Annotated in this window: 13 protein-coding genes, 1 tRNA gene and 1 pseudogene; 8 read left to right on the forward strand and 7 right to left on the reverse strand. The window is 57.0% G+C overall.

The window, feature by feature from the left end:
- Positions 1 to 151: 151 nt before the first annotated feature.
- A complete protein-coding gene (locus AC6I8F_RS03250; protein ID WP_498028511.1) occupies positions 152 to 1,726 on the reverse strand; it encodes an ABC transporter substrate-binding protein in 1,575 nt (524 codons plus the stop codon).
- Positions 1,727 to 2,251: 525 nt separating this feature from the next.
- Between AC6I8F_RS03250 and AC6I8F_RS03255 the strand changes: the two genes are divergently transcribed.
- Genes AC6I8F_RS03255 through AC6I8F_RS03265 form a run of 3 tightly spaced genes read left to right on the forward strand, consistent with a single transcriptional unit; the run spans position 2,252 to position 6,040 of the window.
- Positions 2,252 to 2,983: a gluconate 2-dehydrogenase subunit 3 family protein gene (locus AC6I8F_RS03255; RefSeq protein WP_031279537.1), complete on the forward strand. Its 732-nt coding sequence runs from the start codon at positions 2,252 to 2,254 to the stop codon at positions 2,981 to 2,983.
- A gap of 32 nt (positions 2,984 to 3,015) precedes the next feature.
- Positions 3,016 to 4,785 carry a GMC family oxidoreductase gene (locus AC6I8F_RS03260; protein WP_021506726.1) on the forward strand — a complete coding sequence of 590 codons (1,770 nt, stop codon included), beginning with the start codon at positions 3,016 to 3,018 and terminating at the stop codon, positions 4,783 to 4,785.
- A gap of 4 nt (positions 4,786 to 4,789) precedes the next feature.
- Positions 4,790 to 6,040 carry a c-type cytochrome gene (locus AC6I8F_RS03265; protein ID WP_283342716.1) on the forward strand — a complete coding sequence of 417 codons (1,251 nt, stop codon included), beginning with the start codon at positions 4,790 to 4,792 and terminating at the stop codon, positions 6,038 to 6,040.
- Between the two features lie 112 nt (positions 6,041 to 6,152).
- Here the strand turns inward: AC6I8F_RS03265 and AC6I8F_RS03270 are convergent, their stop codons facing one another.
- From AC6I8F_RS03270 to AC6I8F_RS03290, 5 genes are all read right to left on the reverse strand, one after another.
- Positions 6,153 to 6,830 carry a MarC family NAAT transporter gene (locus AC6I8F_RS03270; RefSeq protein ID WP_021506728.1) on the reverse strand — a complete coding sequence of 226 codons (678 nt, stop codon included), beginning with the start codon at positions 6,828 to 6,830 and terminating at the stop codon, positions 6,153 to 6,155.
- A 634-nt stretch (positions 6,831 to 7,464) separates the two neighbouring features.
- The gene (locus AC6I8F_RS03275) at positions 7,465 to 8,100 is read right to left on the reverse strand and encodes a hypothetical protein (RefSeq protein ID WP_021506729.1); all 636 of its coding nucleotides are present in this window, start codon (positions 8,098 to 8,100) and stop codon (positions 7,465 to 7,467) included.
- A 95-nt stretch (positions 8,101 to 8,195) separates the two neighbouring features.
- Positions 8,196 to 8,675, reverse strand: a complete 480-nt coding sequence (locus tag AC6I8F_RS03280; RefSeq protein WP_058781936.1) for a carboxymuconolactone decarboxylase family protein — start codon at positions 8,673 to 8,675, stop codon at positions 8,196 to 8,198.
- 12 nt (positions 8,676 to 8,687) lie between these two features.
- Complete coding sequence (locus AC6I8F_RS03285) at positions 8,688 to 9,293, reverse strand: FMN-dependent NADH-azoreductase (protein WP_498028512.1); 606 nt, start codon at positions 9,291 to 9,293, stop codon at positions 8,688 to 8,690.
- Between the two features lie 11 nt (positions 9,294 to 9,304).
- Positions 9,305 to 9,730 carry a GNAT family N-acetyltransferase gene (locus AC6I8F_RS03290; protein WP_059011143.1) on the reverse strand — a complete coding sequence of 142 codons (426 nt, stop codon included), beginning with the start codon at positions 9,728 to 9,730 and terminating at the stop codon, positions 9,305 to 9,307.
- Between the two features lie 120 nt (positions 9,731 to 9,850).
- On the opposite strand from AC6I8F_RS03290, the gene pdxR reads away from it, so the two are divergent.
- Positions 9,851 to 11,230 (forward strand): MocR-like pyridoxine biosynthesis transcription factor PdxR, encoded by a 1,380-nt coding sequence (pdxR, locus tag AC6I8F_RS03295; protein WP_498028513.1) that lies wholly within the window; start codon positions 9,851 to 9,853, stop codon positions 11,228 to 11,230.
- A 107-nt stretch (positions 11,231 to 11,337) separates the two neighbouring features.
- On the opposite strand, the gene AC6I8F_RS03300 is transcribed toward pdxR, so the two are convergent.
- A complete protein-coding gene (locus AC6I8F_RS03300; protein WP_021506733.1) occupies positions 11,338 to 11,853 on the reverse strand; it encodes a YjjA family protein in 516 nt (171 codons plus the stop codon).
- A gap of 249 nt (positions 11,854 to 12,102) precedes the next feature.
- On the opposite strand from AC6I8F_RS03300, the gene AC6I8F_RS03305 reads away from it, so the two are divergent.
- The 4 genes and pseudogenes from AC6I8F_RS03305 (at position 12,103) to AC6I8F_RS03320 (ending at position 14,408) form a co-directional block, all read left to right on the forward strand.
- Positions 12,103 to 12,187 (forward strand) — tRNA-Leu (locus tag AC6I8F_RS03305).
- A 100-nt stretch (positions 12,188 to 12,287) separates the two neighbouring features.
- Positions 12,288 to 12,571, forward strand: a pseudogene (locus AC6I8F_RS03310) (integrase); the annotation flags it as partial.
- Between the two features lie 110 nt (positions 12,572 to 12,681).
- Positions 12,682 to 12,909: a helix-turn-helix domain-containing protein gene (locus AC6I8F_RS03315; RefSeq protein WP_050295921.1), complete on the forward strand. Its 228-nt coding sequence runs from the start codon at positions 12,682 to 12,684 to the stop codon at positions 12,907 to 12,909.
- Positions 12,909 to 14,408 (forward strand): type I restriction-modification system subunit M, encoded by a 1,500-nt coding sequence (locus tag AC6I8F_RS03320; protein WP_498028514.1) that lies wholly within the window; start codon positions 12,909 to 12,911, stop codon positions 14,406 to 14,408. The genes AC6I8F_RS03315 and AC6I8F_RS03320 overlap by 1 nt, the downstream gene beginning before the upstream one ends.
- The last annotated feature ends 2 nt before the right edge of the window (positions 14,409 to 14,410 follow it).

Raw genomic sequence — 14,410 nt, forward strand, 5'->3', positions numbered from 1 at the left:
AATGCATAATGACTCAAAGAATAGCAAGCGGTGCGCGGGAGAGAGAGGGATATTGGGGTGAAAAATAAGGGGAGTTCCGGTTGCTGCCCACGCGATCGGCCCTTCTCCCGCAGGCGGGAGAAGGCTGGAATGAGGGGCAGCGCGTACCGACCTACCTCTTCTCTACCGCATCGAAAAACAGCAGGCTCACGCCGATGCCCTGCTGCACGTGGCTGACATTATTGCGCACCGCCACCTGCTGCGCGCCCTGCAGCATCACCACGAACGGCGAATCCTGCTGTACGCGCTGTTGCAGCGCGGTATACAGCGCGCGGCGCTGGCTGGCGTCGCTCTCACCGGCTGCGGTGCGCGTCTGCGCGCTCAGTTCGGGAATCTCCCAGCCGACGCGCCACGCCAGCGTTTTCGAGCCGTCCGGCACGTTATAGGCAAAGGCGCTGGCGTTGGTATTCGGATCCACATAGTCGGCGCCCCAGTAAATAAAGATCGACTGGAAATCACGTCCGCGCATTTTGCCCCACAGTTCCGATTCCGCCACCGGCTGCAGCTCAATCCGCACGTCGGCTTTGGCAAAGCTGGCCTGCAGCGCCTGCGCCACGTCGATGTACGGCGGCTGATTGATCACCGTCAGCGAGAATTTGCTGCCGGGCCTGATACCGCCCTGCGCCAGGATCGCTTTAGCTTTGGCTACATCGTAATGGAACGGCTGATTCTCCAGCGCGCCATCAAAGCCCTGCGGCAGGAAGCTCTGGTGAATACGGTACTGGCCTTTCAGCAGATCGCGTGAAATGGCGTTGTAATCCACCAGCCAGCGCGCCGCCTGCCACAGCGCCGGATTACCCAGCGCCGGCTGCGCTTTGTTTTGCGTATTAAACGCCAGGTAATAGACCAGGCTCGACGGGAAGGCCTCGATGCGCAACTGCTTGTCGTTTTTCAGCGCATCGATCTGGTCCGGGCCCAGCTGGTACGCCACATCGACATCGCCCTGCTGAATCAGCAGGCGGCGCGCACCGGCATCGGCCACGCCTTTTAGCAGGATGCGTTTCAGCTGCGGCTGCGGGCTGGCGTGCGGATTTGCGCTCAGCACCAGCGCCTGCTGCGGCACATATTGCTGGATGCTGAATGCGCCGCTGCCCGCGGAGTGAGTGTGCAGCCAGCCGTTGCCGCTGTCGTTGGCGGTGATGTGCTGCTGCACAGTTTTGCTGTCCACCACCGAGGCCACCGGCGCGGTCAGCAGGCGCAGCGCCAGGTCCTGACCAATCTGCGCCGGCCACTGAATCTCCAGCTGATGATCGTTCACAACCCGCAGCTGGCTGGCGATGTTGTCCGCCGTCCAGCCAAACTCAGCGAGAATAAACGACGGGGCTTTATTGAGCTGCACCGCGCGCGTCAGCGAAAACACCACGTCCTGTGCGGTCACCGGGTTACCGCTGACGAAATGCGCATCCGGTTTCAGATTGAACACCAGGCTGTGCGGCGTGCTGCCTGGCTGCCATGAGGTGGCGAGCAGCGGCGCGAGTTTTTGTGGCGCATCGCGATCGGCCTCTACCAGCGTCTGATAAATGTTGCGCTGCACGCTGTTGCTGACGGTCTCAAAACTTTCTGCCGGGTCGAAGCTGATAATGCCGTCGAGCGGCACGGCCACCACCAGCGTGTCTTTTGGCGTGGCGGCCTGCAGGGCAAAGGCGCTGCTGAATAAGGTGAAGAACAATAAGAGTGCTCGCATCATGATTATCCTGAGTAATTGATGCGACGACTTTATCGCTGTCGCGCTGCTGGCTAAATGCCGGTTTGTTCTGAGCTGTGCCGGAAATAACAATTAATACCGGCAATTAACTAATCGGTTATTTTGTGCGCGCGCTGTCATATTCAGGAAATAAACCGCTCAGACGTTGCGCATTGAGCCAATAAGCGGTTATTGATAAGCATAAGCTCTGGTATGGAAGTATGATTTTTTCTGATTAATTAAGCTGAGCGACTATTTCTCACGCCGATTTGTTTCAGTCATTTGCCCAGTCTCTGGCGCTAATCTCCTGGCATTTGTACGGTTAAAAGCGCAATTCCCGCTGCGAAAGCGCGTCCACAGCGCCTGGCGACTTTTCATCAGGTTGATGGTTTCTCATCAAAACACATTTATAATTTAATGCTTACATCCTGAAATATCTGTATCCATAAGATTGCCAGCTTGTTTGCCGATTTATAAATCTATTAACAAAAATAATTCCCTTTCTTAGCAAGTGAGAGTCGTCGCGCCATGCTTTTAGAAAAACCGACCACCAGACGTAAGTTTTTACTTGGGTCGTTGCTGGCTTTGCCATTAAGCGACCTGGTTTTAAAAGGACTGACTGCAGCCCAGGCTGCGGAAATGGCAGCACCGGACCTTGCCGACTATAAACCGATCTTTTTTAGCGCTGAGGAGTGGCAATTTATTCTGGCCGCGACCGATCGCCTGATCCCCGCCGGTGGCAACGGCAAAGCGCCGGGTGCGCTGGAAACCAACGTGCCGATCTTCATTGACCAGCAGCTGCACAGCCCGGAGTTCGGCGCAGAGATCTACCTGCAGGGGCCGTTTGACGTGCACGCGCCCGCCACCATGGGCTATCAGATTCCGTTCACGCCGCAGCAGATGTATCGCACCGGCATCAAACTGGTGGAGCAGTGGACGCAGAGCACCTACCACAAAGCGTTCTCTCAGCTGACGCTGGCAGAGAAAGACGCGGTGCTGACCAAAGTGAATAAAAACGACGGTATCGACTTCGCCGCGCTGGGCGAACCGAACCTGAAAGCCTCGCAGTTCTTCAGCCAGCTGCTTTCCGATACCAAACACGGCTACCTCGCTGACCCGATGTACGGCGGCAACAAAGGCATGAAAGCCTGGATCGCCATCGGCTTCCCGGGGGCACGCGCCAGCTTCACCGAATGGGTGAAGCAGCACAACGTGCCATATCCGCTCGGACCGGTCAGCCTGATGGGCGAACGCGCCTGAATCCCCGTATTTGGTATGTGAGACAGAAAAACATGGCACAGATTACAAAGAAAGAAGTCGACGTCGTGGTGTGCGGCCTCGGCTGGGCCGGCTCGCTGATGAGTATCGAGCTGGCAATGGCCGGACTGGACGTGCGCGCCCTTGAGCGCGGCGGCGAGCGCGACTACCCGGATTTCGCTTACCCGAAACCGGCCGATGAGTACGCCTATAACGTGCGCAACAAAGTGTTCGCCACGCCAAAAGAAGTGGCGGTCACCGTGCGTTACAACATGGACCAGACGGCGCTGCCAACCCGCAAATGGGGCGCATTTGCTCCGGGTACTGGCGTCGGCGGCGCGGGCATGCACTGGACAGCGGTACTGATTCGCCCCACGCCCACCGATATCAAACTGAAAACCTACGTCGATCAGGCGTATAAGCCCGGCATCCTGCAGGATGACATGCGCGTGATGGACTTCCCGTTCACCTGGGATGAGATCGAGCCGTATTTCTACAAGTTTGAGCTGATTTGCGGCCAGTCGGGCACCACCGGCAACCTGCGCGGGCAGATTCTGGAAGGCGGCGATCCGTTTGAAGGCCCGCGTTCCGAGCCGTATCCGCTGCCGGCGCTGGACGATACGCTGAACAACGTGATGTTCAAAGAGGCGGCGAAGAAGCTGGGCTATCATCCGTTCCCGAACCCGTCAGCCTGCGTCTCGCGCGCGTGGAAAAACCCGTACGGCAACCAGATCGCTCCCTGCAACTACTGCGGCTACTGCTCGAAATATCCGTGCCTGAACTACTCAAAAGCCTCGCCGCAGACGGCGGTGATGGACGCGCTGAAGCGCATGCCGAACTTCTCGTATGAAGTACATGCGGAAGTGTACAAAGTGGTGCTGCACGACGACGGCAAAACCGCGAAGGGCGTGCTTTATTTCGATGCCGACGGCAACGAAGTGTTCCAGCCGGCGAAGATTGTAGTGCTCTCCAGCTTCCAGCTGTACAACGTGCGCCTGATGCTGCTGTCCGGTATCGGCAAGCCCTACAACCCGATCACCGAAGAGGGCGTCGTCGGGCGTAACTATGCGTTTCTCTCCAACGGCGGCGCCACGCTGTTCTTCAAGGACAAAAACTTCAACGCCTTCGCCACCGCTGGCGCCACCGGTCAGATGTTTAATGACATCTCGCCTGGCAACTTCGACGGTCCGGGACTCGGCTTCCTCGGTGGTGCCAAAATCCACAGTTCGCAGGCAACCGGTACGCCGATTGGCACCGCGCTGCCGAAAGGCACACCAAGCTGGGGCATGGGGTACAAAGAGGGGCTGGAGCAGTGGTACAACCATTCGATGAAGATCAGTATTACCACCACCTGCCAGTCGTACCGCGATATCTATCTGGATCTGGATCCGCACTACACCGACCATCGCGGTCAGCCGCTGCTGCGCATGACCTTTAACTGGAAACAGAACGAGCTCAAGCTGCAGCAGCACCTGAAAGGCATCGTTGGCGACATCGCCAAAGAGCTGAATCCGGACAGCATGAGCATGAGCTTCCTGCCGATGGGCGCTGACTTTGACCTGACCAAATACGTCTCTACCCACAACGTGGGCGGCGCGGTGATGGGCGACAACCCGAAAACCTCGGCGCTGAACAAGTACCTGCAAAGCTGGGATGTGCACAACGTGTTTGTGCCGGGCGGTAACGCTTTCCCGCAAAACTTCCAGGCGAACCCGACCGATACCATCGGCGCGATTACCCTGATGGCGGCGCAGGCTATTAAAGAGCACTATTTGCAGAATCCCGGCCCACTGGTACAGGCATAAGCACATGAAATTAAAATCATTGTTAATCGCTCACGCGGTGCTGCTGGGCAGCTGTGCGGTGCAGGCGCAGGCAGCAGATGACGCATCACTGATTAAAAAGGGCGAGTATCTGGCGCGCCTCGGCGACTGTATGGCGTGCCATACCGTGGCGGGCAAAGCGGATTACGCCGGCGGGCTGGCGATTGAGTCGAACCTCGGCACCATCTACTCCACTAATATCACGCCGGATAAACAGCACGGCATCGGCAACTACAGCGAGCAGCAGTTCTCGGACGCGGTGCGCAAAGGCGTGCTGCCGGACGGCTCGCGCCTTTACCCGGCGATGCCGTACCCGGATTACGCCAAAATCAGCGATGAAGACCTGCACGCGCTGTACGTCTACTTCATGCAGGGCGTGAAGCCGGACAGCGAACAGCCGCCGGAAACAAAGCTGAGTTTCCCGTTCAGCCAGCGCTGGGGCATGCGTTTCTGGAACTGGGCGTTTACTTCGGACAAGCCGTTCCAGCCGATTGGCGGTGCGTCAGCGCAGGTTAATCGCGGTGCATACATCGTGGAAAGCCTTGGCCACTGCGGCAGCTGCCACACGCCGCGCGGCCTCGGCATGAACGAGAAGGCGCTGGACAGCAGCGACGATCGCTTCCTCGCCGGCGGCAGCCTGAATAACTGGGAGGTGCCGTCGCTGCGCGGTGTGCCACGCTGGAGCGAGCAGGAGACTGTCGATTATCTGCAAACCGGACGTAACGATAAAGCCGCGGTGGGCGGCGAGATGACGTCAGTGGTGGAGCACTCCAGCTCGCACATGACGGATGCCGATCTGCAAGCAATTGCCGCTTACCTGAAGTTCCTCGGTGGCAATCCGCCGCTGCAGGCGTACGACGTGCAGGCGCAGCAGAAGACCGAAGCGAAGCTGACGGCGGCGAAGAATCTGAGCGAAGGCGAGCGTCTGTATCTCGACAACTGCGGTGCCTGTCACTTTGTCACCGGCAAAGGCGCACCGGGGATCTTCCCGGAGCTGGATCAGGCCACTATCGTCAATGCGCAGGATCCCAGCGGGTTGATTCACACCATTCTGGCCGGTGCGCAGCAGCCCTCAACGGAGAAAGCGCCGTCGACGCTGGCCATGCCGCCGTTTGCGTATCGTCTGACCGATGATGAAGTGGCGCAGCTGGCCACCTTTATTCGTCAGGGCTGGAGCAACCAGGCGCCGGCAGTGACGAAAGAACAGGTAGCGGATGTGCGGAAAACGCTGCATTAAAACGTAGCAGCGCGACCTGGCGCGCTGTCCTGAAGGCAATGCCCGGCGTCGCGTGATGGCGGGCATTGCGCGATGAATCGCACCGCTACCGTACGGTGCGATTTTTTATTGTTTAATGAAAGGTGTGCGCCACTTCCAGCACGCCGTTGATGACAAATTGCACGCCCATACACACCAGTAAGAACCCCATCAGGCGCGAAATCGCTTCGATGCCGCCTTTGCCGACCAGCTTCATGATGGCGCCGGAGCTGCGCAGCGAAATCCATAAAATCACCGCCACCGCCAGGAACGTCAGCACCGGCGCGATGGCCACCACCCACGCGGGGAAATCGACGCCGGCTTTCACCGTCGAGGCCGAACTGATGATCATCGCGATGGTGCCGGGTCCGGCGGTGCTCGGCATTGCCAGCGGCACAAAGGCGATATTCACCGTTTCGCGCGGATCGTCGCTGGCGTCGAGTTCATCCAGTTTGTGTTTGGCCTCCACCGAATGCCCGACCGGTTTGGCGGGGAACAGCATGCGAAAGCCGATAAAGGCGACGATCAGCCCGCCGGCCATGCGCAGGCCGGGAATGGAGATACCAAAGGTGTGCAGCACCGCGTTACCGGCGTACCAGGCGACCATCATAATCAGGAACACGTAGATCGACGCCTGCAGCGCCTGGCGATTGCGTTCCTGAAAATTCATGTCACCCGCAAGGCCGAGAAACAGCGCCACGGTGGTTAACGGGTTAGCAAGCGGCAAAATCACCACCAGGCCGAGCCCGATGGCTTTGAACAGTTCCAGCATGATTTATTCCCTGGTTAATATCAGGCGCGCAGCTTCCAGCGCAACGGTCGCCATGAATGGCGACCCTACAGTATCCTGTGCACCGATTTTTTCGTAGGGTGCGCATTTATGCGCGCAGCTGCCAGCGCAACGGTCGCCATGAATGGCGACCCTACAGTATCCTGTGCACCGATTTTTTTCGTAGGGTGCGCATTTATGCGCACCGCCATGACCGCGTAACGCAATGAAAATCCTGTTGGTTACGCATTCATGCGCGCAGCTGCCAGCACAACGGTCGCCATGAATGGCGACCCTACAGTATCCTGTGCACCGATTTTTTCGTAGGGTGCGCATTTATGCGCACCCCCATGGCCACGTAACGCAATGAAAATCCTGTCGGTTACGCATTCATGCGCGCTGCTGCCAGCGCAACGGTCGCCATGAATGGCGACCCGACAGTACCCAATGCACCGATTTTTTCGTAGGGGGCGGATTTATATGCACCGCCATGACCACGTAACGCAATGAAAATCCTGTTGGTTACGCATTCATGCGCGCAGCTGCCAGCGCAACGGTCGCCATGAATGGCGACCCGACAGTACCCAATGCACCGATTTTTTTCGTAGGGTGCGCATTCATGCGCACCTGGACAGCATCAATGCTTCGGCGTTTCCATCGCTTCCAGCAGCTCGGGGAAAAAATCTTCCAGCAGATCCGGCGTCATCAGCTCGGGGTAATGAATCAAATGCTCGCGAATGCGTTCATTCACGTCTGGCAACAGGCGCTGGGCGGCGTCGCTGGCGCTGATTTTCTTCTGCTTCATCAGGCGCAGCACGTTATCCGGCAGGTTATCCTCATCTTCCTCACTCTCTACGCCTTCCAGATCGTCCAGCTCATCCAGCAACTCCATCAGCGCTTCAATCTGCGGCGTGCGTGACTGATACTCTGCCGGCTTCTCGTTCTCCAGATAGCGCAGCAGCGCGCGCACCGGAGAGCCGTCCGGCGTGGCGGGTGGTTCACTGGCGAACCAGCTGAGCAGCGCATGCTGGCTCACCTGATGCACGTGATAACCATTGTCCACCAGCTCATCGGCGAGGATATCGGCGGTGTCGTGCTCAATCAGGCAAATGTGGGTGCGACCCGGCGTGAACTGCTCCAGCCACTGATAAATCTCCTCAATCACGCTGTCGGCGTAATGAAACGTCTGGCTGAGGTAGCTGTCATCCGGCTGGTGAACGCAGATGCGAATCAGGTCGGGATCGAAGTAAATCGCAATGTTGATGCCTTTCATGCGCGGTGTCCTGTGTGGTGCAAAACTTCACTATAGCGTCAGGGCGCGCAGAAAAACATGCTATCGCCAGCAGCCGCAGCCACTGACGATAAAAATTACCGCAAATCAGCACGATCCAGCCCGTAAGCGCTGTCGAGCGCGCCGGGTGCCATCTGCGACAGGATCATCAGCCGGTTCCAGGTATTGATCACCGCGATCTTAAAGGTCAGCTCGCTGATCTCCACCTCGGAGAAGTGCGCGCGCAGCTCGCCATACAGCGCCTCGTCAACGCCGTGCTCGCCAATGCGCGTCAGCGCTTCAGTCAGGGCAAAGGCGGTTTTCTCGCGCGCGCTGAACAGCGGCGATTCACGCCAGATCGCCACATGGTGCAGCCGCAGCTCGTGCTCGCCGTCAATCGCCGCCTGCTTGATGTGCATATCGAGGCAGAACGCGCAGTGGTTGAGCTGCGAGGCGCGGATATCCACCAGATGCCTGAGCGACTTCTCCAGCGACGTGCTGGCGACGCTATTCGACAGATCCGACATCGCTTTGGCCAGCGCCGGGGTGGTTTTGAAATGGTTAACGCGTTGAGTCATGATTTTCCTCCGTCAGAACAGACGTTCAATGGTTTCGAGTGCTTCGGGTAACGCGCGGGCACGGCTGAGCGGGTCGTGCGTGCCGTCGACGCGGATAAACTGCACATCGCTGATGCCGATGTACGCCAGCGCCGCGCGCACGTACGGCGTGAACTGGTCATCTTGCATAAAGGGCCCGTGGGCAAACACGCTGCCGCTGGCCATCACGCAGTAAACTTTTTTGCCACTCACCAGCCCGACTTTGGTGCCTTCGGGCGTAAAGGCGAAGGTGCGGCCGGCGCGGGTAATATGGTCGAACCAGGCTTTCAGCACCGACGGCAGCCCGAGGTTCCACATCGGCGATGAGATAACCAGGGTGTCGCAGGCAAACAGCTGATCCACCCGCTGTTCCGAGGTGCGAATGGCGTTACGCTGCGCTTCATCACGCGCCTCCGGTGGGGTAAAAAAAGCCCTGATGGTGAAAGCATCCAGATGCGGCAGCGGCTGTTGCGCCAGATCCAGCACCGTCTCGTGCAGATCGTGATGGCGGCTGCGCAGCTTTTCGATCAGACGCGCTGAGGCGATGCGCGACGCCGATCCCGTCAGATCCGGGCTGACTTTAATGTGCAGCACATTCATGCAGTGATTCCTCATACGATAGAGCGATAAAAATGCAGGCCGAGCGCCTGATAGCCGCAGCGCTGATAAAACGCCTGCGCCCGGGTATTACTGATTGCGGTATCCAGTACCATACGGTGGCAGCCGTACTCACGCGCCAGCACTGCTAAGCCGTCGAGCAGCGCGGCGCCGAAGCCCTGACCGCGCAGCGCGGGATCGCTCACCAGGTCATCGACATAGCAGAAGCTGCCGTGGATAAAATTCTCCAGCAGGCGATAACCGGCCAGCACCGCTGGCTGTCCCTGATGTTCGATACCAGCGAGGCGATAACCCTGCGCCTGCTGACGCTGCGCCTGGGCGATAAACTGCGCCTCATCCGCCAGCCGCCCGCGCAGCGCACGCATCAGCGGGTAGCAGCGCGCGAGTTGTTCTGCGGTGGCGTAATGCACAATCTTCATGGCTGTCATCCGTATTGCGGGGCGAATGCCTGCATCTTAAACTGCTATGTCTGAGCGAACAGGGCCATTACGCGTGAAAACAGGTAGGACATAGCGCAGTGGCTGAGGAAGGAGTGACGCGTGGGTTACAAAGAGATTTACCAGCGCTTCCGGCAGCAGATCCTTGCCGGACAGCTCCGGCCGGGCGACCGCGTACCGGCGATCCGCATGCTGGCGGGCGAGCTGCAGGTGGCGCGCAAAACGGTGGAGGCTGCCTATGAAATCCTCATCGGCGAAGGCTATTTTGTCAGCCAGGGCGCGAAGGGCACGCGCGTCAATCCGCAGCTGAAGCTGGCGAGCGCAGCCACGCCAACGCGCGCACCGGCGACGACGCCCGCGCTGCTGCCGGTGACCGAGGGCAAAGGCGAGCTGCGCCTCGGCATCCCGGCGCTGGACGAGTTTCCGCACAAGAAGTGGCGGCTGATGTCGGCGAAAGCGGCGCGCAGTCTGCGGCCGGACGAGATGATGATACCGCCGGTGATGGGATATGCGCCGCTGCGGGCGGCCATCGCCAGCTACCTGAATATTTCGCGCGGCCTCAACTGCCAGCCGGAGCAGATTTTCATCACCAGCGGCTACCGCGCCAACCTGCGGCTGATTCTGGCGGTGCTGGCGCAGCCGGGCGACAAAGTGCTGTTCGAAGATCCCGGCTACTTCTTCGGCCAGCAGCTGCTGAAGCGCATCGCACCCAACCTGCACTATGTGCCGGTGGATGGGCAGGGCGTCGACGTGGAGTATCTTCTGCGCTATCACGCCGACGCGCGCTTTGCGGTGGTGACGCCGACGCACCAGAGCCCGCTGGCGGTCAGCCTGTCGCTGCCGCGCAAACATCAGCTGCTGGCGTGGGCGCAGCAGCATGACAGCTGGATTATTGAGGATGATTACGACGGCGAATTTCACTACACGCGCAAGGTGATTCCGGCGCTGAAAAGCCTGGATGTGCACGACCGGGTGATCTACACCGGCACCTTCAGCAAAACCATGATGCCGGCGATGCGCATCGGCTATCTGGTGATGCCGCAGCACACGCTGGCGCAGTTCGGCGAGCTGGGCGAGATTCTTGAAACCGGCCAGCCGCTACTGCCGCAGAAAATTCTCGCGCAGTTCCTCAGCGAAGGGCACTTCTATCGCCACATCAAGAAGATGCGCATCCTTTATCAGCAGCGCCGCCGCATGATGCTGGAGGCCATCGAAGCCAGCTTTCCGGGGCTGTTTACCTTTGAGCTGACCGACGGCGGTATGCACATCGTGGCGTTTCTGCGGCGCGGCACGCAGGACGTGGCGCTGGCGACGCTGTGGGCGCAGCAGGCGCTATACGTGCGGCCGCTGTCGGGCTGGTACGCGCAGACGCAAAAGCGCTATGGCCTGGTGATTGGCTACACCAATATCCAGTCGTTTGAACAGGCAAGGGCGCTGCTGGCGCGCGTGGCGGATGCGACGCGGGCGTTGCTGGCGATATAGCGGCAACGAGGAGAGAAGAGGGCGCGGGGGACAGCCCGCGCCGGCTGGCATAAGGTGAGTGGCGATTCAGACGGCAGGAAGGCGGCCTCTGAACCCGCGCGAAGGGATCACATGCCGATGTATTTTTTGCCCTGCTTCAGCACCACATCGCAGGCTTTGGTTTTCAGCTTCTCACCCATCGGCGAGTTGCTCAGGCTTTGCAGATTCAGCTGCTGACCGTTGCCGGTGTTCAGCAGGCCCTGCAGCCCCTGCTGGTAATCGGTTTTCTGCTGCTGCGCGGTGGTGCTGCTCAGGCCCAGCTTACTCAGCACCTGATCTTTCACCGACTTCACGTTGTTATCCACCACGTTGTGCTGCACGCAATATTCCATCACGCCGGCGGCGTTGGTCATGCTGTTGGCGCTCACCGCTTTATCGCCGCCGTTCAGCAGGCCGCTGAGCGAAGAGAGCGACAGTCCGCCGTTCTGCGTGTTGCTGGTGGCGGTGTTGCCGCTGTTCTGCTGCGACAGCTGCGATGCGGCACTGCTCAGCTGATCCTGCCAGCTCGCCGCCGATGCGCTACCGGCCACCAGTGCCGCCGCGATACCCCATCCCCAAACTAACCGTTGTGTTGCTTTTTTCATCTCAACCTCGTTGTGCTTATACGTCTGACTGCGTCAGTTGTGGTTAAGAGGCATGTGGCGGCAGAAAGTTCCGGAGAAGTGGCCGCCGCGCGCGAGTTTGGGAGTGTTCCGGAGGCGACTGCCGGGGTTTTGCGCAGCGTTTTTAGCAGCGCTGCTTTTTTCGACGCTTAGCGCACATCCCCATCGATTCCGGTTGCGCCGCAAGCGCGTAACGGTATAATCGCCCACGTTTTCCGCATCCTCTTCAGTGCCGAAGTGGCGAAATCGGTAGACGCAGTTGATTCAAAATCAACCGTAGAAATACGTGCCGGTTCGAGTCCGGCCTTCGGCACCATCTGATGCAACTTAAGTCGCTTACGAGCGGCTTTTTTTGTGCCTGGGATTTATATCCGTGAGTATTCCGCAATGGGGGCTTCACTGTTCAGAACAGTTAAATGGATTACAACCTTGCCCAGGAAATTACCAAATCTGTGGCCATGGCGGAAAGACACCTCGTGCCACTGTGGAGCTTAACCGCATTCCTGAGTTATTTCTTCGAATTGGCCTTTACTCTAACAAAGACCTTTTACCCCGGCAGTCAGTTGAACTCACCTTGTTTGTTTTCATCCGTTTTGGTGAACTGTATTTTGCCCGCTGGGTAGAGGTAGATTTTGAAACGGCCATGTGGACGACCCACAAACAGCGTAAACCACTCAAAGGTGTAAGGCATTCTGAACGTATTTTAAATGTGTTCCCAACTGAACTAATTTCATTTCAGCTTGAATTTTTTTGTTTTTTTCGCATATTGGGATACGATTTGCATCGTTAAGCACAACGATAAGGACCATTATGATCCGCTGCCATCTTGCTCGGCTCATGGGCGAACATAAGATGCGAATAGCCGATGTTGTCAGGGAAACTGGCCTGAGTCGCAACACTATCACTTTGCTTTACAAAGAGACGGCTCAGAAGGTTGACCTGGATACATTAGAAAGGCTTTGCGTGCTTTTTGACTGTGAAATACACGATTTACTGCAAAAGGTTTCTGCTTCGCAGAATCGTACAGAGAAAAATTAATGACACTGATTAATCTAAAAGATTTAGAGGCCCATCTTTGGCATGCTGCCCATATTATCACCGGGCCTATCGATGCATCAGATTACAAAACGTACATTTTCCCCATCCTGTTCTTCAAGCGCATTTGTGACGTATATGACGAAGAATTTGCCGATGCGATGGAGAGCGTTGGGGATGCCGAGCTTGCCAAGGGTAAGATGTTTCACCGTATTCAGATACCAGAGAATTGTCACTGGCGCGATGTTTTCGCTGAGACCAAAGACATCGGTCAGGCCTTAAAAGACTCCTTCCGTGGTATAGAACTGGCAAACTCTAAACTGCATGGTATTTTTGGCGATGCCAGCTGGACCAATAAAGAACGCCTTTCTGATGATTTACTGGCTACGTTACTTAATCATTTCAACAAGGTGAATCTCGGTGTTGCCAGTGTCCGTGACGATGACATGGGGCGTGCATACGAGTACCTGATCAAACGTTTTGCTGATAAAGCTAATAAGAAAGCTGGTGAGTTCTACACCCCAAGAACTATTGTTCGCTTGATGGTTAATATTCTTGATCCAAAAGCTGGTGAGAGCGTTTACGACCCTGCTTGTGGTACTGGTGGTATGTTGCTCGAGACTATTCACCATGTAAAAGAAAACGGCGGTGATCCGCGCTTGCTAAAAATTAAAGGTCAGGAAAAAAACCTGACCACCGAAGCTATCGCGCGAATGAACCTGTTCCTGCACGGTCAGGAAGATTTCGATATTGTTCGCGGGGATACGCTGCGTGAACCTAAGTTTTTACAAAGCGATCGTTTAGAAACCTTCGACTGTGTTGTTGCTAACCCACCATTTAGCTTGAAGGAATGGGGATACGATCTGTGGTCGAACGATCCCTATGGCCGTAAGCAATATGGCCTGGCGCCTAAAACAAACGGTGATTTTGCCTGGGTGCAGCATATGTTTGCTTCACTTAACGACAATGGGCGTATGGCTGTCGTGTTACCTCATGGTGTGCTATTTCGTGGCGGAGCTGAGGGAGTTATTCGAACTAAATTGCTGCAAGAAAATCGCATTGTGGCGATTATTGGTGTCGCTTCCAATCTATTCTACGGCACTGGTATTCCAGCGTGTATTTTGGTGCTGCGCAAATCACGTCCGGCAACACATAAAGATCATGTATTGATCATCAATGCTGAAGAAATCTATACAAAGGGACGTGCGCAGAACACGTTGTCCAACAAACAGGCTGATGACATATATCAAATCTACCATGGCCAGGCTCAACAAGGGCCACATGCAAAAGAAATCGAAGGCGTTGCACGCTGGGTACCTCTGAAGGAGATTGAAGAAAATGACTTCAATCTAAATATTGCGCGTTATGTGCAAAAAAAACTCGCAGAAGAAACCATCACTGTGGAAGAGGCACTCAAAGATTTTCAACGGAAGCTGGCTGAGCTGGAAAAAGCAGAAGAGGAGCTGGAAGCCCTGCTTATCAAAGAAGGGTTCGAGATATGAGT

It is taken from the genome of gamma proteobacterium symbiont of Axiagastus rosmarus, assembly GCF_059730925.1.

Coding starts and splice junctions, on each gene's coding strand:
- AC6I8F_RS03285 (WP_498028512.1), bottom strand. CDS start 9,293: ATGAATGTGCTGCACATTAAAGTCAGCCCGGATCTGACGGGATCGGCG.
- AC6I8F_RS03260 (WP_021506726.1), top strand. CDS start 3,016: ATGGCACAGATTACAAAGAAAGAAGTCGACGTCGTGGTGTGCGGCCTC.
- AC6I8F_RS03300 (WP_021506733.1), bottom strand. CDS start 11,853: ATGAAAAAAGCAACACAACGGTTAGTTTGGGGATGGGGTATCGCGGCG.
- AC6I8F_RS03265 (WP_283342716.1), top strand. CDS start 4,790: ATGAAATTAAAATCATTGTTAATCGCTCACGCGGTGCTGCTGGGCAGC.
- AC6I8F_RS03270 (WP_021506728.1), bottom strand. CDS start 6,830: ATGCTGGAACTGTTCAAAGCCATCGGGCTCGGCCTGGTGGTGATTTTG.
- AC6I8F_RS03250 (WP_498028511.1), bottom strand. CDS start 1,726: ATGATGCGAGCACTCTTATTGTTCTTCACCTTATTCAGCAGCGCCTTT.
- AC6I8F_RS03290 (WP_059011143.1), bottom strand. CDS start 9,730: ATGAAGATTGTGCATTACGCCACCGCAGAACAACTCGCGCGCTGCTAC.
- AC6I8F_RS03320 (WP_498028514.1), top strand. CDS start 12,909: ATGACACTGATTAATCTAAAAGATTTAGAGGCCCATCTTTGGCATGCT.
- AC6I8F_RS03275 (WP_021506729.1), bottom strand. CDS start 8,100: ATGAAAGGCATCAACATTGCGATTTACTTCGATCCCGACCTGATTCGC.
- AC6I8F_RS03255 (WP_031279537.1), top strand. CDS start 2,252: ATGCTTTTAGAAAAACCGACCACCAGACGTAAGTTTTTACTTGGGTCG.
- AC6I8F_RS03280 (WP_058781936.1), bottom strand. CDS start 8,675: ATGACTCAACGCGTTAACCATTTCAAAACCACCCCGGCGCTGGCCAAA.
- AC6I8F_RS03315 (WP_050295921.1), top strand. CDS start 12,682: ATGATCCGCTGCCATCTTGCTCGGCTCATGGGCGAACATAAGATGCGA.